A 22,003-nucleotide genomic window follows, 5' to 3' on the forward strand; every position below is an offset into this window, starting at 1 on the left:
CGCTCCGGTCACGCTGCGATGCGGTTGGCCGCGATTTGCTCGGCCGCTCGCAACGCGGCTGAAGTCATGATGTCGAGATTGCCCGCATACGAAGGCAGATAATGCGCGGCGCCTTCCACTTCGAGAAACACGCTCACTTTCAATGCGTGTTCCGGATTGCCGAAACGGCCTGCAAATTGCGGCGGAAATGGAATACGGTCGAACTGCACGGCCTGCTTGAGCCGGTAACCGCGTACGTAAGCGGCTACGTCGCGCACCATCGCATCGACGGATGCCTCGATGCGTTCGCGGTCCGCGTGCTCGTCGACGAGGCAATAGACGGTATCGCGCATCATCAGCGGTGGCTCGGCGGGGTTCAGCACGATGATCGCCTTGCCCACAGCCGCGCCGCCCACACTTTCGATGGCGCGCGAGGTGGTCTCGGTGAATTCGTCGATATTGGCCCGCGTACCGGGGCCCGCAGAACGGCTCGAAATCGATGCGACGATCTCCGCATAGTGGACGGGTGTCACGCGCGACACGGCGCGCACGATAGGAATCGTCGCCTGTCCGCCGCATGTCACCATGTTGATGTTCGGCGCGTCGAGATGCTCGTGGAGATTCACCACGGGAATCACGAAAGGGCCAATCGCAGCGGGCGTGAGGTCGATTGCCGTGACGCCCCGCTGTGCAAGCAGCGCTGCATGGCGCCGATGCGCGCCCGCCGATGTCGCGTCGAACACGATACCCACGTCGTCGAACTCAGGCATCGCAAGCAGGCCGTCGATACCGCCCGCCGTCGTCGCCACGCCGAGGCGCGCAGCGCGTGCAAGGCCATCGGAGGCTGCGTCGATGCCTACCATCGCGGCCATCTTGAGGTGCTTCGCGTGTCGCAGGATCTTGATCATCAGGTCCGTGCCGATGTTGCCCGAACCGATCACTGCGACGGAAAGTCGAATGTTGTCTTTCACGATGTTGATTCCGTTTGATGGGGAAACAGTGCCCGCACGGCGCCGAGACCTTCGATATGCGCGACGAACGCGTCGCCAGGTCGCACGGCCACCATCGGTCCGAGCGCGCCCGTCATCACGATGTCCCCGGCGCGCAGCGGCGCACCGACGCGGACCATCGTGTTCGCGAGCCAGATGGCGGCATTGAGCGGATTGCCGAGGCAGGCCGCGCCCGCGCCGACACTGACCTGGTCGCCGCCGCGCTCCATCACCATGCCGCAGCCGACGATATCGAATGCGTCGAGCGTGACTGGCCGGCTGCCGAGCACGAACAGGCCGCTCGATGCGTTGTCCGCCACCGTGTCCGCAAGCCGGATGTCCCAGTTTGCAATGCGGCTGCCCACGATCTCGATGGACGGCAACGCATACGCCGTCGCGCGCAGAATGTCGGCGACCGTGTGCCGCTCATGCAGCAGATCGTGTTCGAGCACGAGCGCAATTTCCGCCTCGACCTTGGGTTGCTGCGTGCGCAAAAACGGAATCTCCTCGCCGTCGCCGTACGCCATGTGGTCGAACAGCATGCCGAAGTCAGGCTGATCGACGCCGAACTGGTCCTGCACGGCACGCGAGGTCAGGCCGATCTTGCGCCCGACGAGCCGCGCGCCCGCCTCGATCTGCCGCTGCGTGTTGATCTGCTGCACGCGATACGCGTTATCGAGCGGGTCGCCGCCGAGTGCGCCGATCGCTTCGCGCACAGGCGGCACGCCTTCGAACGGATGCTTTTGCTGCGCTTGCCAGAGCGTGTCGGCAATCGCCTGAAGGGTCTGTACATGCGCCATGTTCATGCAACCCTCACACACACGTTGGTCAGTTCCGAGTAGAAGTCCATCGAATGACGGCCGCCTTCGCGCCCGAAGCCCGACAGCTTCGCGCCGCCGAACGGCGTGCGCAGATCGCGCGCAAACCATGCGTTGACCCAGACGATGCCCGTTTCGATCTGCGGCGCAACACGGTGCGCGCGAGAGAGATTCGTCGTCCAGATGCTCGCCGCGAGTCCGTAGGCGCTGTCGTTGACCCGCCGGACGACTTCGTCTTCGCTGTCGAACGGCGCGATGTGGCAGACTGGGCCGAAGATTTCTTCCGTGACGCAGCGCGCGTCGTCGGGCAAGCCGGTCCAGATCGTCGGCTGCACGAATGCGCCGTCGTCGCACGCATTGCCGAACTGCGGCACGCCGCCGCCCGTGACGACCGTCGCGCCCTCCGCAACCGCGAGTGCGTAATAGCCGAGCACCTTGTCGCGATGGCCCTTCGAGATCATCGGTCCCGTCGTCGTGCCCGCTTCATAGGGCGAGCCGACCTTCAGCGTCTCCGTCTTCTCCTTCAGCGCGGCAACGAAGCGCTCGAAGATGGGCCGCTCGACATACACGCGCTCCGAACACAGGCACACCTGGCCCGCATTCGTGAAGCTGGAACGCAGCACGCCTTCGACGGCCGCATCGAAATCGGCATCCGCGAAGACGACGGCCGCATTCTTGCCGCCGAGTTCGAACGACACGTTCTTCACGCCATCGGCGACGGCTTTCATGATCGCGCTGCCCGTCTTCGATTCGCCCGTGAACGTGATCGCATCGATATCCGGGTGACGCGTGAGCCATTCGCCCGCCGCGTTTGCGCCGTGACCGTGGATCAGATTGAATACGCCGCGCGGCAAGCCGATGTCGCGCATGACCTCGGCCAGCAGCGTCGCGGAAGTCGGCGTTTCTTCCGAAGGCTTGGCGACGACGCAGTTGCCCATCGCCAGCGCCGGCGCGACTTTCCACGTGAACAGCAGCAGCGGAAGATTCCACGGCGAAATCACGCCGACCACGCCGAGCGGCTTGCGGGTCACGTAGTTGAGCATGTGACCGTCGGCCGTGGGCGTTTCGAAGAACTCGCCGTGCGCCGTGCGCACGAGATCGGCGAAGGTACGGAAATTGGCGATGCCACGCGCGATGTCCAGACTGCGCGCCTGGGCAACGGGCCGGCCCGTGTCGGCAACCTCTGCGGCGACGAAATCGTCGAAGCGCGCTTCGATGCCGTCGGCGATCCGATGCAGCCAGTCGGCGCGCGCGGACGGACTCAGGCTGCGCCACTCGCCTTGCTGCGCGCGTCGCGCGGCCTTCACGGCGGCATCGACGGCCGCCTCGTCGGCCTCGGCGACACGCGACACTTCGCGGCCGTCGATCGGGCTCACGTTCGCGAAAGTAAGCGTCGAGTCGACAAACTCACCGTCGATGAAATGCCGCAGGCGCGGCGGCAAGTCTGCTTGCGCGTTGGACTTCATGAATACTCCTGCTGACTGGATGCGTTACAGCCAGTGTAGGAGCGGCCAACCACGCTGAATAATCAAACATTGCGAGGCGAATATAAGCGACTGGAATACCAGCTTTGCCGCGCTCAGTACTCAGCGCTCAGCCTTCGGCCGAAGCCCCGGCGACTTCGCGCAGGCAGGCAACGAACGCCTCGCACGCCGGGCTCAATTCCTTGTTCGATCGAACGGAATACCCAACCGTGCCGAACGATCCGCTCTCGGGTATATCGAGCACGCGCAGCAGCCCCGCCCGCACGAACTGCGTCGCGGCCACGCGCGGCATCACGGCGACGCGCGGACTTTCGATCAACAACCCCAGGTTCGTGAGCACGGACAGCGACTCCACCAGATCGGTGGGCAGCGCAAGACCGGCTTCGCGGAACATGCGTTCGACGGACAGACGCAGCGGCGACTCCATGGTCGGCAGAATCCACGGCCGGTCGGCGAGCTCGCGCAACGATCCGATCGGCTCACGCGCGAGTGCATGCGAGCTGCCGACCACGATCGTCATCGCGTCGTCGAAGAGGGGGTGATGCGTCAACGGAAAGGCATCGGCGATAGGCAGTTCGACTTCGGGCAAGCGGCCCACGACGATATCCAGTTCGCCCGTTGCGAGCGACGGAAAAAGCTGTGCGGTGGGACCTTCGCGTACGGTGACGAGTACGTCGGGCGAGCGCGCTTTCAGGCGCGTGATGGCCATCGGCAGCAGATGCGCCGACGCCGAGATCAGCGTGCCGACCATCACATGACCGGCAGTGCCGAAGCGAAAATGATCGAGTTCGTCCGTCATGTGACGAAACTCGGCCAGCAACGATTTCACGCGGCGCCCGACCACGCGCCCCAGGTCGGTTGGGATGACGCCGCGATTCGAACGTTCGAACAGCACGCCGCCAAGCGACGACTCCAGTTCCTGAATGACCTTCGTAACGGCGGGCTGTGTGAGGCCCAGGTCGTTGGCGGCACGCAGAATCGAGCCTGTCTCGATCACGCGGTCAAAGGTGAGCAACTGGCTGAGCTTCAGATTGCGGCTCAGCCCTATCTGGCTAAGGGGAAACCGATGCATGGCGGCGTCGGACCGTAAGAGAAGTGAAGCTTGATCTTAACAGCGCGAAAGCGTCGTTGCCGCCCGCGTCGATCACTCGCGCGCAACGCCGACGGCGGGCATATACGTCGGCACACGCAGTTGCATGCGATCGGTCGAGCGACAATAGTTCGGCCCGCCCAGACGTCCAACGGGCTCGAAGCGATCGATTCGTATGCGCAGTTTCTCAGCGTCGAGCAGATCTTCGTGGATATACATGCCGACGATTTCACCGAACACGATGGAGCGCTGCTTCGAAAATTCGAGCACCTTGTAGAGCCGGCATTCCCATGCAATGGGCGCCTCCGACACGCGCGGCACGCTGATGGCAGTCGATGGCGCAAGAGCAAGACCCACTGCCTCCGGCTCGGACACATGGGCAGGAAAATCGCTGCCGCACAGCACGGCCCGCTCGACGATCGTTTCATCCACCATGTTGACGACGAACTCCTCGCGCTCGACGATGTTCTTCAAGGTGTCTTTCATCTCGCCGGGACGATGGCTTTCGCTGCCGTAGTGATCGACGGCGATGGCGAAGAGCGGCGGGTCCTCGCCCATATAGTTGAATGCGCTATACGGCGCTGCGTTGCACAACCCGTCGCGGCTCAAGCTCGTCACCAGCGCGATGGGCCGAGGTCCGACGCTGCCCGTGATCAACCAGTACTTTTGCATCGTGGATAGACTGGCCAGTGCAATGTGAGTCATTCGAAACTCCGTTGTCTTTTTAGCGGAAATGCCGACCCGGGACAATCACTGACTGACGTCGATGTCCTTCGTTTCGCGCATGAAAATCGCGCCGATCAGGACGGACACACCGCCCACGATGATTGCGTACCACAGCCCACTATAGACATTGCCCGTTTTCACCGCGAGCGCCGTCGACATGAAAGGGGCGAGTCCGCCGAAGTATCCCGCGCCGATGTTGTAGGGCACGGAGATCGACGTATAGCGCACCTTCGCCGGAAACAGTTCGACGTAGTACGCGGACATCGGCCCATAGGCCATGGCGCCCCAGATCATCAGCAGCGCGAGCATGACGTACATCAGCGGACGGTTGATCTGCGTCACGTCGGCGGCGGACGGATAACCGGCGTCCTTCAGCGCGTCGCCATAGTGTTGCGCATCGAACCCTTCGAGCCGCCGCGTGCCGATGTGCGTGACAAGGCCGCCTGCGGAATCCTGCTGCTCGACCTGATACGACAGGCCTGCCGTCGTCAGGAAGTCGCGCGCCTTGTCGCAGTCCGATATCGGCGTACCGAACAGGCTCGTGCTGCAATCGCTGGCGGCAAGGCGGATCGGCACGCTTTGCGCAAATTGCACGAGGCGCGGATTTACGGCATGAGACAGCTGCGTGTAGATGGGCAGGAAAGTCGCGACGGCGAGCGCGCAGCCCGACAGCACGATCCACTTGCGGCCCACTTTGTCCGACAGCCAGCCGAACAACACGTAAAGCGGCAGGCTGAATACCAGCATGGCGGCAACGAACGCGTACGCGTCGCCCGTCGGCACCTTGAGCGTGGTGGTCAGAAAGTACAGCGCATAGAAGTTGCACGTGTACCAGACGACACCGACGGCGGCCTGCGCGCCGAACAGCACGATGAGCATCGAGCGCACGTTGCGCCACACCAGGAAGCTGTCGCGCAACGGGTCGCTCGACAGACGGTGCTCGCTTTTCATCTTCGCGAACACGGGCGACTCCGAAAGCGTCGTACGAATGTAGACGGAGATCGCGAGCAGGATCAGCGACGCAATGAAGGGCAGACGCCAGCCCCATGACGCGAAGTCATCGGCCGACACCCACGTGCGGCACACGAGCGTGACGGCAAGCGACAGCAGAAAGCCGACGGTCGCCGTAGTCTGCAGCCAGCCCGTGGCCAGGCCACGTCGGCCGGGCTGCGTGTGCTCCGCGATGTAGGTCGCCGCGCCGCCGTATTCGCCGCCTAGCGCGAGCCCCTGCAACAGCCGCAGCACGATCAGAATAGCGGGCGACGCCCAGCCGATGCTTTGATACGACGGTAACAGGCCGATGCCGACGGTCGCGAGCCCCATCACGGCGATCGTGGCGAGAAACGTCGCCTTGCGCCCGACCTTATCGCCGAAGCGGCCGAACAGCACGGCGCCGAGCGGCCGGATCACGAAGCCGATGCCGAACGTCGCCAGCGAAGCGAGATAACCGGACGTCGCGCTGCCCACCGGGAAGAAATGCGAGCTGAAGAACACGGCGAGACTGCCGTACAGAAAGAAGTCGTACCACTCCAGGACCGTCCCGACAGACGCACCCACCACCACCTTGATTTCGTCGCGCCGCGTCGTGCGGGCTCCCGCGCCGGCCACCAGTTCCGCATTCATATGTCTCCATCCTGTCATGAGCAAACGTGAACACACCCTGCATGAGTGATGAACCGAGTCTAGGGAGAGCAAAAAAGCGGCGGTAATCAAAGATTGGCGGCTGAGTATTCGCAGTGGGAATATCGGCTCCTTCCCGACGAGCGAAGCCGCTTGACGCGATGAATGGCACGCACCAACGCCGACACCACACCGGCGCCGTCGGAGCGCGGGTGTGGCGTTCGCAGTTACGCGGCGGCAACGGCAGGTAACTGGTCGTCAGCGAGCGCCGACAGCCGCGTCGCGGCCAGGGTGAACCGTGCCGCAATGCGGGCAACGGCGCTTGTCTACCGATTCATAGAACGCCGAGAACAGCGGCGGCAGATCATCGACAATGCTCTTGAGTTGCACTTCGACGCGATGCACGAGCTGGTCGCAATGGCCGCAATACCATTCGAATCCATCGATCGCACCTGGCGCGCGCTGTCGTTCGATCACAAGGCACGCGCTGCCCGCCTCCGGACGTTGTGGCGAATGACGCAGATGCGGCGGCAACAGGAACACGTCGCCTTCGCGCAGATCGACGCGTTCGCGCTTGCCATCGACGATCAGGTTCAGATACGCGTTGCCAGCGATCTGATAGAAGAACTCTTCGTGCGGATCGTCATGGTAATCGGTGCGATGATTGGGACCGCCGACCACCGTGACGATCAGATCGCTGTCCTGCCAGACCTGCTGGTTGCCGACGGGCGGCTTCAACAGATGCGCGTGTTCTTCGATCCAGCGTGCGAAGTTAAACGGCTTGCCGTACGTCAACATGCGCGTTCTCCTCTTTAGCCGTGACGGCCATTCGCCGCGACAGCGCGCGGTACCCAGGCAATTGCCTTGATCTCGATGGCGAGCAGCGGGTGCGGCAGCTGATGCACGGCGACCGTGGTGCGCGTCGGACCCGTTTCGTCGAAATACTCGCCATAGACTTCGTTATAGCCTCCGAAGTCGTTCATGTTGACCAGAAACGTCGTCACCTCGACGAGGTTCGACAGATCGGCGCCCTCCGCGCGCAGGATGTCGCGGATATTTTCAATCACCGCGCGCGTCTGGGCGCGAATATCGACTGAGGCGGTTCCCAATCCATCCGCTGAAGCCCCGACGAAACTGTTGTCGGGCCGCCTCGAACTCGTGCCCGACACGAAGAGAAAGTCGCCGGCACGCACTACGTGAGGAAATCGTCCGCGCGGTGTTGCCTTGCCGGGCACGAGCTGGCTTTGAGAGGTCTCGTTCATTCGCTGTTCCTGTCTCCTGCATTGAGTTCACCGCGCTGCTCCATGGCACTTCAGCATCGGGTTCAAGCCAGTTTAGGGTGGCGCCGCGATGACGTGATAATGAAAGTTCTCTGCGTTGATATTCCATTCCTTGATAGCGTGGCGCGGCGTTGGCGCATCGATCCCATATTCCGGGTTGCCGGAATGAGGCTCCAGACTAGGCGCCCGTGACATCAGCCTGGTCAAGCATATCGATGAATGCGCGCACCTTCGCACTCAGGAAGCGCCGTGAGCTATACAGCGCCCAGATTTCGACGGGTGGCCCCGCGTCGAGACCCAACGGCACCAGTTTCCCATCCTCGATGTCGGATTGCACGAGCAGTCCCGGCAAGAGCGCAGCGCCTGTGCCTTCCAGCGTCGCCTCGCGCACCATCAGCAGCGAGGAGAGCCTCACCACGGGCTTCGGCGTTACCGGATACAGCTTTTTGTCCTTTGCCTGAATCTGCCAGGTCTGATCGGCTGAAGACGAAAGCACGACAGCGGGTAACGGCGATGTCAACCCGCGACGCGCGTCGTCGAGACACTCGCGAGCGACGGCTGAATCCGGTGCCGCGCACAGCACGCGTTGATCCGTAGCGACGCGGCGCCCCACAAGCAGTTCGTCCGCATTGGGATTCACGCGAATGATGAGGTCATAGCCATCCTCTACAGGATCCGTCATCCGATCCTCGGCCACGATTTCGAGTTCCACCTGCGGATACGCGCGAGCAAAACGCGCGGCGACGCGCGGCAGCGCGACATGCGCGTAGACGATCGGCGCGCTGACGCGCAGACGCCCGCGCGGCACGGACGCGCGCGAAGCGATGGTCTCACCCGCCTCGGCTATTTCCGCGAGCAGGCCGCGTGTTTGCTCGTTCAGCATGCGGCCCTCGTCGGTCAGGCGCAGCGTTCGCGCACCCCGCTCGACGAGCCGCACACCCAGGCTCTGCTCGAGTTCGGCCACCCGACGCGACAGCGTCGCTTTCGGCCGGTCGAGCTTCCTGGCTGCAGCGGCAAAGCCGCCATATTGCGCAACTGCGTTGAAATCGGCAAGTGCAGTGAGATCCATGATCGTTCCATGAATGAGACGAGGCGTCTCGTCGATCGGTCTTTCGGCTCGATAACTGAACGTCTATCGTAACTGCATGGGCGCTCGATGCCCAACCCACTTCACTTTACGGAGATCGAATATGGCTATTCTCGTAACAGGCAGCACCGGCGTGGTCGGGACACAGGTGCTCGACCATCTCAAAGACAGCGGCGCGGAAATTCGCGCGTTGACTCGCAAACCGGACAGCGCACAACTGCCGGCAGGCGTGGCGGCCGTCAAAGGCGACCTCTCCGACATCGACGGTTTGCGCGAGGCGATGAAGGACGTCACTACCCTGTTCCTGCTCGCGCCCAACGCGGCAGACGAGCAGACTCAGGCGTTACAGGCGCTGAGCGTCGCACGCGAGGCGGGGGTGAAGGGTATCGTTTATCTCTCAGTGTTCAAGGGCGAGCACTACACAGATGTGCCGCACTTTACGAGCAAGTTTGCTGCGGAAAGAATGATCGACCAGGTCAACTTGCCCGCCACCGTTCTGCGACCTGCCTATTTCATCCAGAACGACGCCCGGCAAAAGGAAGCGCTGCTGAAGCACGGTGTCTATGGCATGCCGATCGGCGCGAAGGGCATTTCGATGGTGGATGTACGCGATATCGGCGACGCGGCGGCGCGCGAACTGCTGCGCCGCGAGCGGGCTGGCGAACCGCTGCCAGGCGAAGCATACGACCTCGTCGGGCCGGACGCGGTGAACGCTGATTGGGTGAGCGCGACCTGGAGCGAAGCGTTACAACGTCCCATTTCTTATGGCGGCGACGATCTCGTTGCGCTCGAAGCACGTTTGAAGTCGGTCGCGCCAGCGTGGCTCGCCTACGACATGCGTTTGATGATGCAACGGTATCAACAGGATGGCGCTGTTGCGACACCCGCGCAGGTCGCGCGCCTGGCGTCGCTGCTGGGCCGACAACCACGGTCTTATCGGGACTTTGCGAAGAGTTGCGCGGCAGAATGGGTGAAAGAATGACAAGCTTGTCGAGCGACGCGCCGCTTTGTCATGCAGATCCGGCGCGCCGCGAGGAATCCAACTCCTTGGCCTCCATCTGGTGGGACTTCCGGCACGACTTTACCAAGGGGTTGCGCAATCGTTGCGAACTCAACTCCCTTGGTAAATATCACAAGACAATCCGACGACACACGGCCCGCCGTTCCTCCCTCGCCCGCTTCCACTCGATCCACCAGGCTGAGGACCGACCGAATCGTATTCATAGCGATTCATCGAACTGGCAGGCTGTGCCATTTGCGGTTGTGACATCGTCGCGGCGGGCGCCATTTGCGGGTTGGCGCTTCCGGCTGGCTGTTGCGATGTCTGCGAATACGCCAAGCCTGTAACGGCGGACAATGCAGAAGCCACCAATAATGAAGCAAAAGGAACTCTCATTTCTGCACCTTTATCGAGAATGCAATTCGAGTCTATCCAATCAGGATGACGAATCGAAATACATTGATTTGAAAGAACAACAGACTTTCGGTTGCCGATCGCAGAAGAGGAAGCCTGTTACGGCGAGGCTAGTAATACACCGCCTCAAGCACAATGCCGAAAAAAGCGATCAATGGCGGCAGGTGCGGATAACAGCGTGCGTTTCTGTTATTGAAGGCATCTTCTGAAGAGGTGACAAGGGCACATGTTTAGGGACGCGCCTTATCTTGTCCTCCAGTTATAGACCTGTCTTCTAAGGAAATCCAGCGGCGAGCATAGCCGTGCCAGCTCTGCTTGCTACATCGCGCGAGACATTAACGAGAGCGCCGCAAACATGTCGATAGCCGGACGGTGGCCTTTCATTCATGACAAGTCCGTAAGCGCGCGACACTCGAAATGCCAAAGCGGATATGTACAAAGGATCCGCCACGAATCAATCGGCAAGGTTGACTCCCATCACCTACATTGGTACTGCATGTCCGCGTCCCGCCATTTACTCACTGGAGTTCGATCATGAACTGCAACCCCGCCGATACGGCAGTAGTGTTTATCGATCCACAGAACGACGTGTTGAGCCCCACAGGCAAAAACTGGGGCGCCGTTGGTGCCAGCGTGACGGAAAACCGAACGGTTGAAAACATGGTGAAAATCTTCAAGGCAGCGAAAGCAGCGAAGTTCAGCGTGTTCATCTCCCCCCACTACTTCTATCCGACCGACCGCGCATGGACATTCAACGGCCCACTCGAGGCAGACGAGTTTGCAACGGGCACGTTCGCACGAACGGGTGCGCTGAACCTGAGCGGTTTCGAGAAATCAGGTGCTGACTGGCTGGAGGAGTTCAAGCCGTTTATCGAGGACGGCGAGACTATCGTAGTGAGCCCGCACAAGGTGTTCGGACCGCAGACAAATGACCTGACGCTGCAACTTCGAAAGCGTAACGTGCAGAAAGTCGTGCTGGGCGGGATGCTCGCCAATATGTGTGTCGAGTCTCACCTGCGCGATCTGATCGAGCAGGGTTTCGAAGTGTACGTCGTCGCCGACGCCACGGCGGGGCCGCGTCATCCGACCTGGGGCGACGGCTATAAGGCGGCGTTAATCAACTATGCGTTTCTTGCGCACGCTGTTGTCAAAACCCAGGATGTCGTGGACTCGATGACGCGAAGATAGCTGCGACGCGAGCCGCCCGACATTCAAAGGATTCCAGCCATGTTCGGTGCCAGCGGGTGCGCCATCACGGGGACATTGCTTCGCGGGTCACGAATCGACATCAGTCCCCGTCCAGGCGATACCGTGGCACACAACGTTCGGCCACTCCATTACGACGCCACGTTGCCGTTGCCGATCAGGCTGATGGTCGAGCAGCTTCAAGAATCAGTCGGCTGATCTCGTCCGGATGGGAGATCAACGACAGGTGGCTCGACTTCACCTCGATTGTCTTCGCGCTCATGCGCTTGGCCATAAAGCGCTGAAGATCGGGATTGATCGTGCGATCTTCCGTGGAAACAGCGTAGTAGCTGGGCTTCGATCGCCATGCGGCGTGAGCCGTCTTCCCCGCCAGCAAGGCCTTGTGGAACGGCTCCTGGACCGCGTACAGCGTCCGCGCCCTCGCTTCCGGAAGGTCGCCTGCGAAGTCGTGCAGGAATGCGGACTCGCTGAGGCGTCCCTCGTCGCCGTCAAAGACAATGCCGGCTGACGCAGGAGGCGTGGGGTAGTTTTTTGCAAGCGCGGGGTAGTCCTCGCCGGCATCCGGCGCGCGCGCCGCCACGTAGACCAGCGCCGAAACGTTCTGATGCACGCCCGTCTCGGTGATGATCATGCCCGCGAAGGAGTGCGCAACGAGCACCGTCGGACCATCTTGTCGATCCAGCACGCGGGTCACGGAGTCAGCCGCCTCGGACAAGGTCGTCAGAGGGTTCTGTACGGCTGTGCAATTCATGCCCGCTGCCTGCAACCGCGCAATGACGTCCAACCAGCATGAGCCATCGGCAAACAGGCCATGCGCGAGAACGACATTGCGCGCTTTCACTTGCGCAGGGGGGATCGCCAGCGCGCGTGCCGACACCAGGGCGCTTGCGGCGCCTACCAGCACAGCCGCCGAAAAGGTGCGACGGTCCATAGCCATATACTGAACTCCTTCGCTAAAAGCTTTGTGGCTCAATAGCGGTCCCGACGCCGCCGCTACCTGGCGGGGCCGCTGAATGATCAGCGTTATCGCCCATTTTGAGGAAGGACCGGGCCTCTGCAGAACCGCCGCCGCATGAAGATCGGCCTGCTTCGAGAGCAGGTAGTCCGCGCTGAGGCTCATCGAGCGATAGCGTGCGCCACTGTGCCCACCGACTTTCCACCGCGTGTATAAGCGTACAAGTATAGGCAGCAACCAGTTGTAAAGCAGGCAAGGGGTACTTTGGAAAGCATTGTCGGTAGCTGGCAATCCTCTGACATTGACGCTGCCAGGTTCGAACACGTTCGACGCGAAAAAGGATCAGGCGCAACCGTGTCTTTCCCGCCCTATAAATGACATCCATCATCTATTGTATAAATGATGACCATCATTTATTATCGTGTTGTAGCCGAGCCCGCTATTCGGGCGTTTCTTTTGCTCAATCTGATGCCGCGCGCCGGCACAGACGTTTCAACCAGGGAAATTATCATGCCACTTGTACGCATCGATCTCGCAGAAGGCCAATCCGCCGAATATCGCAGCGCCGTCGCCGACGAGGTCTACAAGGCGATGACCACCACCATGAACGTGCCCGCCAATGACCGGTTCATGGTGGTCAACGAGCATAAGCCCGGCGACTTCATCGCCGATCCGACCTATCTCGGCATCGAGCGCTCGCCTCAGTGCGTCATCGTGCAGCTCACGTTGAATGCGGGCCGCGATCTCGCGATCAAAAAAGCCTTCTACAAGGCGCTCAGCGAAGGTCTACACGCGCGCGTCGGACTGCGCCGCGAAGACCTGTTTATTAGTCTCGTCGAAGTGCCGAAAGAAAACTGGTCGTTCGGTAACGGCGAAGCACAATACGCGCAATAAGCGCAATAAGCGCATGGTCGATGCGCGCTGCCGTAAAGGCAGCGTGCGTCGCACTCAGCACGGAGGGCGCGGATGCCTCGCGTATCGAGGGAACAAACCGATGAGAACCGCCGGCTGATCGAGGCGGCGTCCGCGCGCCTGTTCAAGGAACGCGGGCTGAACGGTGTGTCGGTGACGGACATCATGGCGAGCGCGGGGCTCACGCATGGCGGGTTCTACGGCCATTTCGAATCGAAGGACGAGCTCGCGGCCGTGGCGTGCGAGCGGGCGTTCGGCGAATCCGCTTTGCGCTGGCGAGCGCTGGTCAAGGAAGATGCGGGCGAACAGGCTTTCGTCGACGCGCTCGCGAAGCATTATCTGAGCACGAAGCAGCGCGACGAGCCCGGCAGCGGGTGCCCCGCCGTAGGTCTCGCCGCTGACGTGGCACGCGAAGACACGACCAAGCCGGTGCGCGGCGCATACCTACAAGGTCTCAAGTCGATGCTCGGCAGACTGGCGTCGTTTGCTGGTCCGCGTCCGTCGAAGAAAGCACGTCAGCGCGCGATCGCCCGCCTTTCGATGCTGGTGGGAGCGGCCACGCTCGCGCGCGCGGTACGGGGCGATCCGCTCTCCGATGAAATACTCACGGCCGTGCGCGACTATCTGCACGACAGCTTCGAATAGCGGCGCAGCCGGTTTTGTTCGACCATCGGCGCGCAGTGTCCCTGCTGATGAACGATGAATGGCATGCGGTGAATGCTCCGCTCACTCGCACGCACGCCCCAACCGATGCGAGCGAGCCAGCAGGCGCAGTCCGCTAGCAATGCAGCCCACACCCGCAAACATCGCGCCGCCTGCCAGCGCGAGGGTCGATCCGTGCCGGCCGGCCACGCCGAAACACAACGCGACCAGTGCGGCGCCCGTAGCCTGTCCGATCAGACGCGAGGTCGCGACGACACCGCTTGCCCCGCCGCTTCGCGCATGCGGCGCGCTTGCCATCAGCGCCTTGATGTTCGGCGACTGGAACAAGCCAAAGCCGACTCCGCAGAGCGCCATTCGCGCTTCGATGGCATACACGGACGGATCAGCCGGCATCAGCGCCAGCGACACCAGTCCCACGCACAGACAGGCCAGCCCCGTCGCGCCCAGCACGCCTGGCGGATAGCGGTCCGACAGCCGTCCCGCTATCGGCGCCGCGATCGCCACGACAACGGGCCACGGCGTGATGAGAAAGCCCGTCTCGATCTGGCTGCGATGTAGAACGTCTTCGAAATAGAACGGAAGCGACACGAACGCGAACCCTTGCGCAGCAAAGCCACAAACGGCCGTCACCGCCGACAGCGCGAATACGGGTCGTCTGAGCAGATCCATAGGCAACATCGGCGCGAGCCGCCCTGCTTCGCGCCGCATCAGCCACGCGCCGAAAACGAACGCGACTGCAAGCGCGCCGAATACGTGAGCGGCAGGCGCACGTTGCCCACCTTCACCAAGCGCGAAAATCAGCGACGCGAAGGTGATAACGCTCAGCACGGCCGCAACGGGATCGAATGGATGCGCGCCTTTGGCCGTATGCGGCAGCGCAGGCAGCGCGAACGCGAGTCCAATCAGCCCGAGCGGCACGTTGATCATGAAGAGCCATGACCATGACGCCATCGAAAGAATCAGCGACGCAATGGTAGGCCCGACGGCAACCGACACGCCAACGACGAGCGCATTGACGCCGACGCCGCGTCCCAGCCGGTGTCGCGGATAGAGCGCACTGACGAGCGCGATGCTGACGCTCGTGATCGCGCTCCCGCCAAGCCCTTGCAGCAGGCGGGCGGCAGCGAGCAGCGGCAGCGTCGGCGCGGCCGCGCAAGCCAGCGATGCAACCGTGAATAGCGCGAGGCCGCCGATGTAAACGCGCCGGTGCCCCAGCACGTCGCCTAGCGCGGCGAACGGCAGTATCGTCGCAACCATCGCGAGCTGATAGGCGTTGACGACCCAAACCGACTCGGCTGACGTGACGTGAAGATCGGCGGCGATCGCGGGCAGCGCCGTGTTCGCGATCGCGGTATCGAGCGTCGCCAGCGCGACGGCCAGCATGACGGCAACCATCGCGAGGCGGTTTCCGGCCGGCATCGGCGCATCGGCGCCACGCGCGGCTGGGTGATAAACGTCGGACAAGATGCCCTCCCCGGTTCGAACAAAAGATGTTGTCTCTATTGTTCGACGCGCCGCGCGGAAAGCGTGGCGTCGTTTGATTCCCGCGGGGAATACCGGCGCCATGGCATGCGGATTTCCGCTAGAGTTGGGCATCGGCAACGGCTGACGGACACAGGATGAGAATCGAAGACCTGCACGTATTCTCCGTGCTGGCGCAAACGCGCAATCTGCATCGCGTTGCACAGAAAACCGGGCTCACACAATCCGCGGTGTCGAAGATCCTGCAGCGGCTCGAAGCCGAGTTCGACACGCGCCTCGTAGACCGCAAGGGCCGCGGCGTCGATCTGACCGCCGCGGGGCGCGTGCTCGTCGAGCGTGCCGCCGATGTAGGCGCCTCCGTCGCGCAAACCTACGCGGAGATGGCGGCGGCGAAGTCCGCATCGGTGGGCAAGATCCGCATAGGCGTCGTGCCCGCCTTGCTGGAATCCGCGCTGCTGCCCACGCTTGCCGGCTATACGACGCGTGAGAGCGCCGTTTCCTTCCGGCTTTCCGTGCAGGTTTCGGCGCTGCTATTCGACGAACTGAAGGACGGGCAACTGGACCTCGCGCTTTGCTTCATGCCCGACACTGTTGAGGACGAAGAACTCCAGTCGGACGAGATCGGCAGGCAGCGCTACCGGATCGTGGCGCGGCAAGGTCATCCGCTGACACGTACGCCAGCCGATCCGCGCATGCTGCAGGCGGCGAAATGGCTGCTGCCGCTGCCGGGTCACGGGCTGCGCCAGATCGTCGAGCGTTACTTTGACGACCATGATCTGGCGCCCCCTCAGGCAGTGATCGAAACCGATGCGTCGATCTCGCTGCTAACGTCCTTGCTGCGCAACAGCGATCTGATCACGATGCTGACCGAGCAGATGCTTCAGACCTATGCGGGCCGCGATCTCGTTGCGCTGCCATACGAAACAGCGCTGTTCGAAAGCAGGATCCGGCTGTTCTATCGCAGGAAAACGTACATGTCGCCGGCTGTGCAAAAGTTTCGCTCGACGTTGCATGAAGCATTGATCGAGCTTTGAGCACGGGGCACACGCAAACGCTGCGTGGCCTCCGAACTGTTTCAATGATCGACCGCCTTCACTGACAACAGCCCCGTCTGCCCATAGAACTCCTGCAACGCAAACGCCTCCCGCTCCCGCTTCGCACGGGCGCCGCGATCCAGCATCGAGAAGAACCAGATGCCTCCGAATGCAAGCGGCACCGAAATCAACGCGGGGTTGTCGAGCGGTACCAGCGCATGTGCCTGATGCAGCACGTCAACCCATACCGATTTCGAAATCACCGTCAGCAACACGGAGGAGATCAGTCCGAGACCGCCGCCCATTACCGCGCCGCGCGTCGTCATGCCGCGCCAGAAGATCGACGACACCAGCACGGGGAAGTTTGCGCTCGCCGCGATCGCCGCCACGAGACCGACCAGGAATGCCACGTTGACGTGCTCGAAAAGAATGCCGAGTCCGATCGCGATGACGCTCAACATCAGCGTCGCCATCCGCGACATACGCATTTCGCGAGCTTCGTTCGCCTGGCCGCGAGCGAGCCAGCATGCGTAAAGATCATGAGAGACCGTGGTCGCTCCCGAGAGCGTGAGCCCCGCCACCACTGCAAGTATCGTCGCGAAGGTCACGGCCGCGATGAATCCGTAGAACAGATTACCGCCCACTGCCTGCGCCAGCTTGACGGCGACCATGTTCGAGCCGCCGAGCAGATCATGGGTCAGATTGAAATGCCCGTCGGCGGCGGTCTTGAAGAACTCGGGATGCTGCGCAAGCAACGCGATCGCCGAGAAGCCGATGATGAAGGTTAGCAGATAGAAATACCCGATAAAGCCGGTGGCCACGAACACCGACTTGCGCGCCTCCTTCGCGCTGGGCACCGTGAAGAAGCGCATCAAGATATGCGGGAAGCCTGCCGTGCCGAACATCAGCGCGATACCGAGCGAAAGCGCGTTGAACGGGTCCTTCAGCAGCTTGCCGGGGGCCATGATGCTGAGCGCGCCGGGGTGAACATCGACGGCTCGACGAAACATCTCTTCGGGACTGAAGCCGAATTGCGCAAGCGCGCTGACGGCCATGAACGTCGCGCCGCACAGCAGCAGCACGGCCTTGATGATCTGCACCCAGGTGGTCGCCGTCATGCCGCCAAAGAACACATAAATCACCATCAACGCGCCGACGATCACTTCCGCCATCCAGTACTGCAAACCGAACAGCAACTGGATCAGCTTACCCGCGCCGACCATCTGCACGACCAGATAGAAGATCACGACGACGAGCGACGTGCTGGCCGTAAGAAGGCGAATCGGCGCCTGTTCGAAACGGTAGGCAACCACGTCGACGAAGGTGAACTTGCCGAGATTGCGCAACGGTTCGGCGAGCAGAAACATCACAAACGGCCAGCCGACCAGAAAGCCAATCGAATAGATCAGGCCGTCGAAGCCGAACATGAACACCATGCCCGAGAGGCCCAGAAACGAGGCCGCCGACATATAGTCCCCGGCAATGGCGAGGCCATTCTGAAACCCGGAGATGCCGCCACCCGCGCTATAAAAATCCTTCGTTGTGCGCGTCTTGCGTGACGCCCAGCGCGTAATGCCGAGCGTCACCAGCACGAACAGCAGGAACATGCCGATCGCAACGGGATTCAGCGCGACGTGATCAGGCACAGGGCCTTCGATGGCGGAAGCGTGAGCAAGCGCAGGCAGCGAGGCAAGGCTCGCGCAGGACAGAGAGCGAATGAGCTTCATCGTTCAGTCTCCTTTCCGGACGCTGGCGAGCAGCGCGCTCATCGACGGATCGAGCGTGCGGTTTGCATGCAGCACATACCAGCCGGTCAACCCGATTGATGTCAGGATGATGCCGACGCCCGCGACGACACCCACGCTCGTCGTGGCGCCCGTATACAGCGGGCGGGCCAGCATGTGCGGCGCAAGCGCGACGAACAGGATAAAGCCATAGAAGATGACGATCATCAGTGCCGTCAGCGTGAAGCTGAAGCGTCGGCGTGACGTAATCAGCCGCCGGTACGCGGCGCTCGCCTTGAGTGAATCGATATGGACCTGCTGCATGGGACTGTCTCCTCCCTGTTATTTGCGGACGTCTTCGACGACGGATGAAACTTCACGGTTCGCAACAACGGCTTTGCTGGCTGCTTCGGCAGCTCTTGTTTCAGATGTTCCTGCTGGGTGAACCCGTTCAGGCGATGACCAGTCGTCCCATCGCCTGCCACATGTCGCGCTCGAAACGGCGCACGATATCGGCAAGCGGTTCGACGCGATCGACGAACGCAAGAGACTGTCCCGCGGAGAGCAGTCCCTTCGACCAGTCGCCCGTCACATAGGCATTGCGGCCGATCTTGCCGGCCACCATCGGCATCAGGTCCTGAATCGTCACGTCCGGGTTCTGTGCCTCGATCTCCTTCACGGCGGCCGTGGTCTCGTTGCGCAGCGTCCGCACGGTGTTGCGCAAGGACTGCATGCTCAGTTCGGTGTCGGTCGGTCCGGCGTCTACCAGCCGTTGCTTGTAGTCCGCATGTGCCCAGATCTCTTCGGCTACCGCGAAGCGCGTGCCGACGACCACACCGGAAGCGCCCATCGCGAGCGCTGCAGCGAGTTGCGAGCCGCGGCCGATGCCGCCGCCGATCAGATAAGGAATGTCCAGCTGGCTCTCGGCCCACGCCGCATTGACGAACGAGCCGACCATATCGAGCCCCGGATGTCCGCCGCATTCGGCGCCGACGATCGCGACGGCATCGACGCCGAGCGCAGCCGCCTTGACTGCAAACCGCACGGCGGGCACCTTGTGCAGCACCTTGATGCCGGCTTCTTTCAGCAACGGCAAGAATTCCTCCGGACTGCGCCCCGAGGTTTCGACGAACTTCACGCCTTCATCGACGATCAGTTCGAACACTTCCCGCGTCTTCTCGCCGGGGACGAGCTTGGGCAGCATCGAGACGTTGACGCCGAACGGGCCGCCTTCGCACAGTTCGCGGCAGCGCCGGATCTCCGCACGCAATGCTTGCGGCTCGGGAAAGCTCGCAGCCGTAATAAAGCCGATGATGCCGGCACGCGACGCGGCGGCGACATAGTCTGCATCGGCGAGCCACATCAGCCCGCCGGCGACGATGGGCAACCGTGTGCCGAACAGCTCGGTCACGGCGTTTCGAAAAGCGATCTCACTCATTGAACAGTCCACCATGCGGTAAGGCGCAATGCAGCGTCAGACGACGCCCTCGGCCTTCAGTTGTGAAAGTTGTTCGTCGGACAGTCCGAGCAGCGACTGAAGCACGTCGTTCGTGCCCTCGCCGAGTTTCGGCGGGCCGCTTCGCACAGGCAGGCGTACGCCGTCGAAGCGGTAAGGCGGCGCGAGCACGTGCGTGCTGCCGGCTTCGGGATGCGTGTAGGTCGTCACGAGTCCGCCCTCGGCCGCGCGCTTCGACGTGAGCGCCTCGTGCAGACCGAGCACTTCGCCGCACGGAATGCCCGCCTGACTCAAACGCTCCAGCAGGTCCAGGCGCTTTCTCTTGCCGAGCTCGCGCCTGATTTCGGGCACGAGCGCTTCGCGGTTGGCGGCCCGAACGATGTTCGTGCGGAACCGTTCTTCGTCGACGAGATCCGGGCGCTCGATCACTTCGCGACAGAAGCGCTCGTACTGCCGGTTGGTGCCGACCGCGATGACGAGCGGCCCATCTTCCGCATCGAACACGCCGTAGGGCACGATCGAAGGATGCGCGTTGCCGTAGCGCGGCGGATCGTCGCCCATCAGCATCGACTCCAGTCCGCAGTACGAGGTGATCATCAAGCCGCAATCGAAGAGCGCCATTTCGATGTGGCGTCCCTTGCCCGACTTCTGCCGCTCGAACAGCGCCGCGAGCACGGCCTGGGCGGAGTACATACCCGTGAACAGGTCGACGGCGGCTATGCCGAACTTGAGGGGCGGCTGATCGGCTTCTCCGTTGAGCGCCATCAGTCCCGCCTCGCCCTGCACGACCACGTCGTAACCGGGACGCGAGGCTTCCGGTCCACGGCGGTCGTAGCCGGAGATCGAACAGTAGATGAGATCCTCGCGCCCCTGGCTGAGCTGTTCATAGCCGAGGCCGAGCTTTTCCGCGCCGCCGTACTTGAAGTTCTGGATCACGACGTCGCTCTGCTGAGCCAGCGCGCGGGCGAGCCGCTGCCCTTCGGCCGTCTGCAGATCGAGGCACACCGAGCGCTTGTTCCGGTTGACGCTGTTGAAATAGGTCGTTTCGCTCGCACCGACACGCAAGCCCCAGTCGCGCGTGTCGTCACCGCGCTTTGGATGCTCGACCTTGATGATTTCAGCGCCGAGGTCGCCGAGCACCATCGCGCACCACGGTCCGGCGAGCACGCGCGACAGATCGAGAATGCGTACGCCGGCAAGCGGCAGAGAAGAATTCAGGTTCGACATGGCTAATCCGGAGTGACAAGGGAGACTGACGAGCACGCCACGTCTAGTGCGAATCCACGGCTGAAACGCGGCGCAACGCGGAGAAATCAGCTGGGCGCTTGCCGAAGAAGGCGGCGATGCCTTCAGCGGATTCGTCGTCGCCAAGCGACTCCGTCATGTATTGCGCTTCGAGATCCAGTTGCGCTTCGAGCGTGTTCTCGCCGGCTTGACGGCACAGGCGCTTGATACGGGCGATCGCGCGTTCCGGGCCGGCGGCGAGCGACTGCGCCATCGCGATGGCTTCCGTCAGCGCGCTGCCCGGCTCGGCGAGACGATTGGCGACGCCGAGCGCGTGCATGCGCTCGCCCGTGACGGGCCTGCCCGTCAGGCACAACTCGGTCAGCAGTTGCCGGGAGACGAGCCCGGATAGAAACGCGGTCGCGCCGCCATCGGGCGAGAGGCCGACCTTGATGTACGCGACCGAGAACGACGCATTGCGCGCGGCGGCCAGCATGTCGCACGCCAGCGCGATCGAAAGGCCCGCGCCCGCTGCCGCGCCTTCGACTGCCGCGATCACCGGTTTGCTGCAATCGCGAATGGCGCGAATCATGTCGTGCAGACTTTCGATGCCCGCGCGCCGCTCGGGCGGTGTCAGCGCGCGACGTTGCGCGAGCCGGTTCAGATCGCCGCCTGCGCAAAACGCGCCGCCTACACCCGTCAGCACGATCGCGCCCACCTCGGGATCGCGCCCAGCCTCAGCGAGGGCGGCCGGAAGAGCCGCGTACACCTCGGGTGTGAGCGCATTGCGCGCAGCCGGGTTGTTGAAGGACAGCACTTGCACCGCGCCGTCGCGGCGCGCAAGGATAGGTTCATTCACG

21 protein-coding genes are annotated in these 22,003 nt (G+C 62.5%); 5 read left to right on the plus strand and 16 right to left on the minus strand.

Features of this window, described 5'->3' with window-relative positions:
- Positions 1-8 precede the first annotated feature (8 nt).
- The 9 genes from C2L65_RS38860 to C2L65_RS38900 all read right to left on the minus strand — a co-directional run bounded on the left by C2L65_RS38860 (position 9) and on the right by C2L65_RS38900 (position 9,055).
- The gene (locus C2L65_RS38860; protein ID WP_103254650.1) at positions 9-950 is read right to left on the minus strand and encodes an acetaldehyde dehydrogenase (acetylating); all 942 of its coding nucleotides are present in this window, start codon (positions 948-950) and stop codon (positions 9-11) included.
- On the minus strand, positions 947-1,768 hold the full coding sequence (locus C2L65_RS38865; protein WP_042305483.1) for a 2-keto-4-pentenoate hydratase: 822 nt from the start codon (positions 1,766-1,768) through the stop codon (positions 947-949). The genes C2L65_RS38860 and C2L65_RS38865 overlap by 4 nt, the downstream gene beginning before the upstream one ends.
- A 2-nt stretch (positions 1,769-1,770) precedes the next feature.
- Complete coding sequence (locus C2L65_RS38870) at positions 1,771-3,252, minus strand: 2-hydroxymuconic semialdehyde dehydrogenase (RefSeq protein WP_042305408.1); 1,482 nt, start codon at positions 3,250-3,252, stop codon at positions 1,771-1,773.
- A 127-nt stretch (positions 3,253-3,379) separates the two neighbouring features.
- Positions 3,380-4,342: a LysR substrate-binding domain-containing protein gene (locus C2L65_RS38875; RefSeq protein WP_042305407.1), complete on the minus strand. Its 963-nt coding sequence runs from the start codon at positions 4,340-4,342 to the stop codon at positions 3,380-3,382.
- Between the two features lie 72 nt (positions 4,343-4,414).
- Positions 4,415-5,065 (minus strand): flavin reductase family protein, encoded by a 651-nt coding sequence (locus C2L65_RS38880; RefSeq protein WP_042305406.1) that lies wholly within the window; start codon positions 5,063-5,065, stop codon positions 4,415-4,417.
- Between the two features lie 45 nt (positions 5,066-5,110).
- Positions 5,111-6,709 carry an MFS transporter gene (locus C2L65_RS38885; protein ID WP_042305405.1) on the minus strand — a complete coding sequence of 533 codons (1,599 nt, stop codon included), beginning with the start codon at positions 6,707-6,709 and terminating at the stop codon, positions 5,111-5,113.
- A 255-nt stretch (positions 6,710-6,964) separates the two neighbouring features.
- Complete coding sequence (locus tag C2L65_RS38890; protein ID WP_042305404.1) at positions 6,965-7,504, minus strand: 3-hydroxyanthranilate 3,4-dioxygenase; 540 nt, start codon at positions 7,502-7,504, stop codon at positions 6,965-6,967.
- A gap of 14 nt (positions 7,505-7,518) precedes the next feature.
- Positions 7,519-7,968, minus strand: a complete 450-nt coding sequence (locus tag C2L65_RS38895; protein WP_042305403.1) for a RidA family protein — start codon at positions 7,966-7,968, stop codon at positions 7,519-7,521.
- 196 nt (positions 7,969-8,164) lie between these two features.
- Positions 8,165-9,055, minus strand: a complete 891-nt coding sequence (locus C2L65_RS38900) for a LysR family transcriptional regulator (RefSeq protein ID WP_042305402.1) — start codon at positions 9,053-9,055, stop codon at positions 8,165-8,167.
- A gap of 121 nt (positions 9,056-9,176) precedes the next feature.
- Here C2L65_RS38900 and C2L65_RS38905 point away from each other — a divergent pair, with 121 nt between their 5' ends.
- The gene (locus C2L65_RS38905) at positions 9,177-10,055 is read left to right on the plus strand and encodes an NmrA family NAD(P)-binding protein (protein WP_042305401.1); all 879 of its coding nucleotides are present in this window, start codon (positions 9,177-9,179) and stop codon (positions 10,053-10,055) included.
- 966 nt (positions 10,056-11,021) lie between these two features.
- Positions 11,022-11,675 (plus strand): cysteine hydrolase family protein, encoded by a 654-nt coding sequence (locus tag C2L65_RS38910; RefSeq protein ID WP_042305400.1) that lies wholly within the window; start codon positions 11,022-11,024, stop codon positions 11,673-11,675.
- 175 nt (positions 11,676-11,850) lie between these two features.
- Here the strand turns inward: C2L65_RS38910 and C2L65_RS38915 are convergent, their stop codons facing one another.
- Positions 11,851-12,630 (minus strand): alpha/beta fold hydrolase, encoded by a 780-nt coding sequence (locus tag C2L65_RS38915; RefSeq protein WP_042305482.1) that lies wholly within the window; start codon positions 12,628-12,630, stop codon positions 11,851-11,853.
- Positions 12,631-13,158: 528 nt separating this feature from the next.
- On the opposite strand from C2L65_RS38915, the gene C2L65_RS38920 reads away from it, so the two are divergent.
- Positions 13,159-13,542, plus strand: a complete 384-nt coding sequence (locus C2L65_RS38920) for a tautomerase family protein (protein ID WP_042305481.1) — start codon at positions 13,159-13,161, stop codon at positions 13,540-13,542.
- Positions 13,543-13,614: 72 nt separating this feature from the next.
- Positions 13,615-14,205, plus strand: a complete 591-nt coding sequence (locus tag C2L65_RS38925; protein WP_042305399.1) for a TetR/AcrR family transcriptional regulator — start codon at positions 13,615-13,617, stop codon at positions 14,203-14,205.
- Positions 14,206-14,286: 81 nt separating this feature from the next.
- Here C2L65_RS38925 and C2L65_RS38930 read toward each other — a convergent pair whose 3' ends face one another.
- The gene (locus C2L65_RS38930) at positions 14,287-15,642 is read right to left on the minus strand and encodes an MFS transporter (RefSeq protein WP_174485036.1); all 1,356 of its coding nucleotides are present in this window, start codon (positions 15,640-15,642) and stop codon (positions 14,287-14,289) included.
- 200 nt (positions 15,643-15,842) lie between these two features.
- Here C2L65_RS38930 and C2L65_RS38935 point away from each other — a divergent pair, with 200 nt between their 5' ends.
- Positions 15,843-16,739 (plus strand): LysR family transcriptional regulator, encoded by an 897-nt coding sequence (locus tag C2L65_RS38935; RefSeq protein WP_042305397.1) that lies wholly within the window; start codon positions 15,843-15,845, stop codon positions 16,737-16,739.
- Between the two features lie 41 nt (positions 16,740-16,780).
- On the opposite strand, the gene C2L65_RS38940 is transcribed toward C2L65_RS38935, so the two are convergent.
- The 5 genes from C2L65_RS38940 to C2L65_RS38960 all read right to left on the minus strand — a co-directional run bounded on the left by C2L65_RS38940 (position 16,781) and on the right by C2L65_RS38960 (position 22,002).
- A complete protein-coding gene (locus C2L65_RS38940; protein WP_042305396.1) occupies positions 16,781-18,466 on the minus strand; it encodes a cation acetate symporter in 1,686 nt (561 codons plus the stop codon).
- Positions 18,467-18,469: 3 nt separating this feature from the next.
- Complete coding sequence (locus C2L65_RS38945; RefSeq protein WP_042305395.1) at positions 18,470-18,787, minus strand: DUF485 domain-containing protein; 318 nt, start codon at positions 18,785-18,787, stop codon at positions 18,470-18,472.
- 127 nt (positions 18,788-18,914) lie between these two features.
- Positions 18,915-19,901 carry an NAD(P)H-dependent flavin oxidoreductase gene (locus C2L65_RS38950; protein ID WP_042305394.1) on the minus strand — a complete coding sequence of 329 codons (987 nt, stop codon included), beginning with the start codon at positions 19,899-19,901 and terminating at the stop codon, positions 18,915-18,917.
- A gap of 36 nt (positions 19,902-19,937) precedes the next feature.
- The gene (locus C2L65_RS38955) at positions 19,938-21,146 is read right to left on the minus strand and encodes a CaiB/BaiF CoA transferase family protein (RefSeq protein ID WP_042305393.1); all 1,209 of its coding nucleotides are present in this window, start codon (positions 21,144-21,146) and stop codon (positions 19,938-19,940) included.
- A gap of 43 nt (positions 21,147-21,189) precedes the next feature.
- The gene (locus C2L65_RS38960) at positions 21,190-22,002 is read right to left on the minus strand and encodes an oxepin-CoA hydrolase, alternative type (protein WP_042305392.1); all 813 of its coding nucleotides are present in this window, start codon (positions 22,000-22,002) and stop codon (positions 21,190-21,192) included.
- Between the last annotated feature and the right edge of the window lies 1 nt (position 22,003).

Origin of the sequence: Paraburkholderia terrae, from assembly GCF_002902925.1 — a bacterium.
GTDB classification, from domain to species: domain Bacteria; phylum Pseudomonadota; class Gammaproteobacteria; order Burkholderiales; family Burkholderiaceae; genus Paraburkholderia; species Paraburkholderia terrae.

Bases quoted from the DNA above. Each gene is read 5' to 3' on its own strand.
- C2L65_RS38885 (WP_042305405.1), bottom strand. From the start codon at position 6,709: ATGAATGCGGAACTGGTGGCCGGCGCGGGAGCCCGCACGACGCGGCGC.
- C2L65_RS38945 (WP_042305395.1), bottom strand. From the start codon at position 18,787: ATGCAGCAGGTCCATATCGATTCACTCAAGGCGAGCGCCGCGTACCGG.
- C2L65_RS38950 (WP_042305394.1), bottom strand. From the start codon at position 19,901: ATGAGTGAGATCGCTTTTCGAAACGCCGTGACCGAGCTGTTCGGCACA.
- C2L65_RS38900 (WP_042305402.1), bottom strand. From the start codon at position 9,055: ATGGATCTCACTGCACTTGCCGATTTCAACGCAGTTGCGCAATATGGC.
- C2L65_RS38940 (WP_042305396.1), bottom strand. From the start codon at position 18,466: ATGAAGCTCATTCGCTCTCTGTCCTGCGCGAGCCTTGCCTCGCTGCCT.
- C2L65_RS38865 (WP_042305483.1), bottom strand. From the start codon at position 1,768: ATGGCGCATGTACAGACCCTTCAGGCGATTGCCGACACGCTCTGGCAA.
- C2L65_RS38905 (WP_042305401.1), top strand. From the start codon at position 9,177: ATGGCTATTCTCGTAACAGGCAGCACCGGCGTGGTCGGGACACAGGTG.
- C2L65_RS38895 (WP_042305403.1), bottom strand. From the start codon at position 7,968: ATGAACGAGACCTCTCAAAGCCAGCTCGTGCCCGGCAAGGCAACACCG.
- C2L65_RS38910 (WP_042305400.1), top strand. From the start codon at position 11,022: ATGAACTGCAACCCCGCCGATACGGCAGTAGTGTTTATCGATCCACAG.
- C2L65_RS38920 (WP_042305481.1), top strand. From the start codon at position 13,159: ATGCCACTTGTACGCATCGATCTCGCAGAAGGCCAATCCGCCGAATAT.
- C2L65_RS38935 (WP_042305397.1), top strand. From the start codon at position 15,843: ATGAGAATCGAAGACCTGCACGTATTCTCCGTGCTGGCGCAAACGCGC.
- C2L65_RS38930 (WP_174485036.1), bottom strand. From the start codon at position 15,642: ATGCCGGCCGGAAACCGCCTCGCGATGGTTGCCGTCATGCTGGCCGTC.
- C2L65_RS38925 (WP_042305399.1), top strand. From the start codon at position 13,615: ATGCCTCGCGTATCGAGGGAACAAACCGATGAGAACCGCCGGCTGATC.
- C2L65_RS38880 (WP_042305406.1), bottom strand. From the start codon at position 5,065: ATGACTCACATTGCACTGGCCAGTCTATCCACGATGCAAAAGTACTGG.
- C2L65_RS38870 (WP_042305408.1), bottom strand. From the start codon at position 3,252: ATGAAGTCCAACGCGCAAGCAGACTTGCCGCCGCGCCTGCGGCATTTC.
- C2L65_RS38875 (WP_042305407.1), bottom strand. From the start codon at position 4,342: ATGCATCGGTTTCCCCTTAGCCAGATAGGGCTGAGCCGCAATCTGAAG.
- C2L65_RS38890 (WP_042305404.1), bottom strand. From the start codon at position 7,504: ATGTTGACGTACGGCAAGCCGTTTAACTTCGCACGCTGGATCGAAGAA.
- C2L65_RS38955 (WP_042305393.1), bottom strand. From the start codon at position 21,146: ATGTCGAACCTGAATTCTTCTCTGCCGCTTGCCGGCGTACGCATTCTC.
- C2L65_RS38915 (WP_042305482.1), bottom strand. From the start codon at position 12,630: ATGGCTATGGACCGTCGCACCTTTTCGGCGGCTGTGCTGGTAGGCGCC.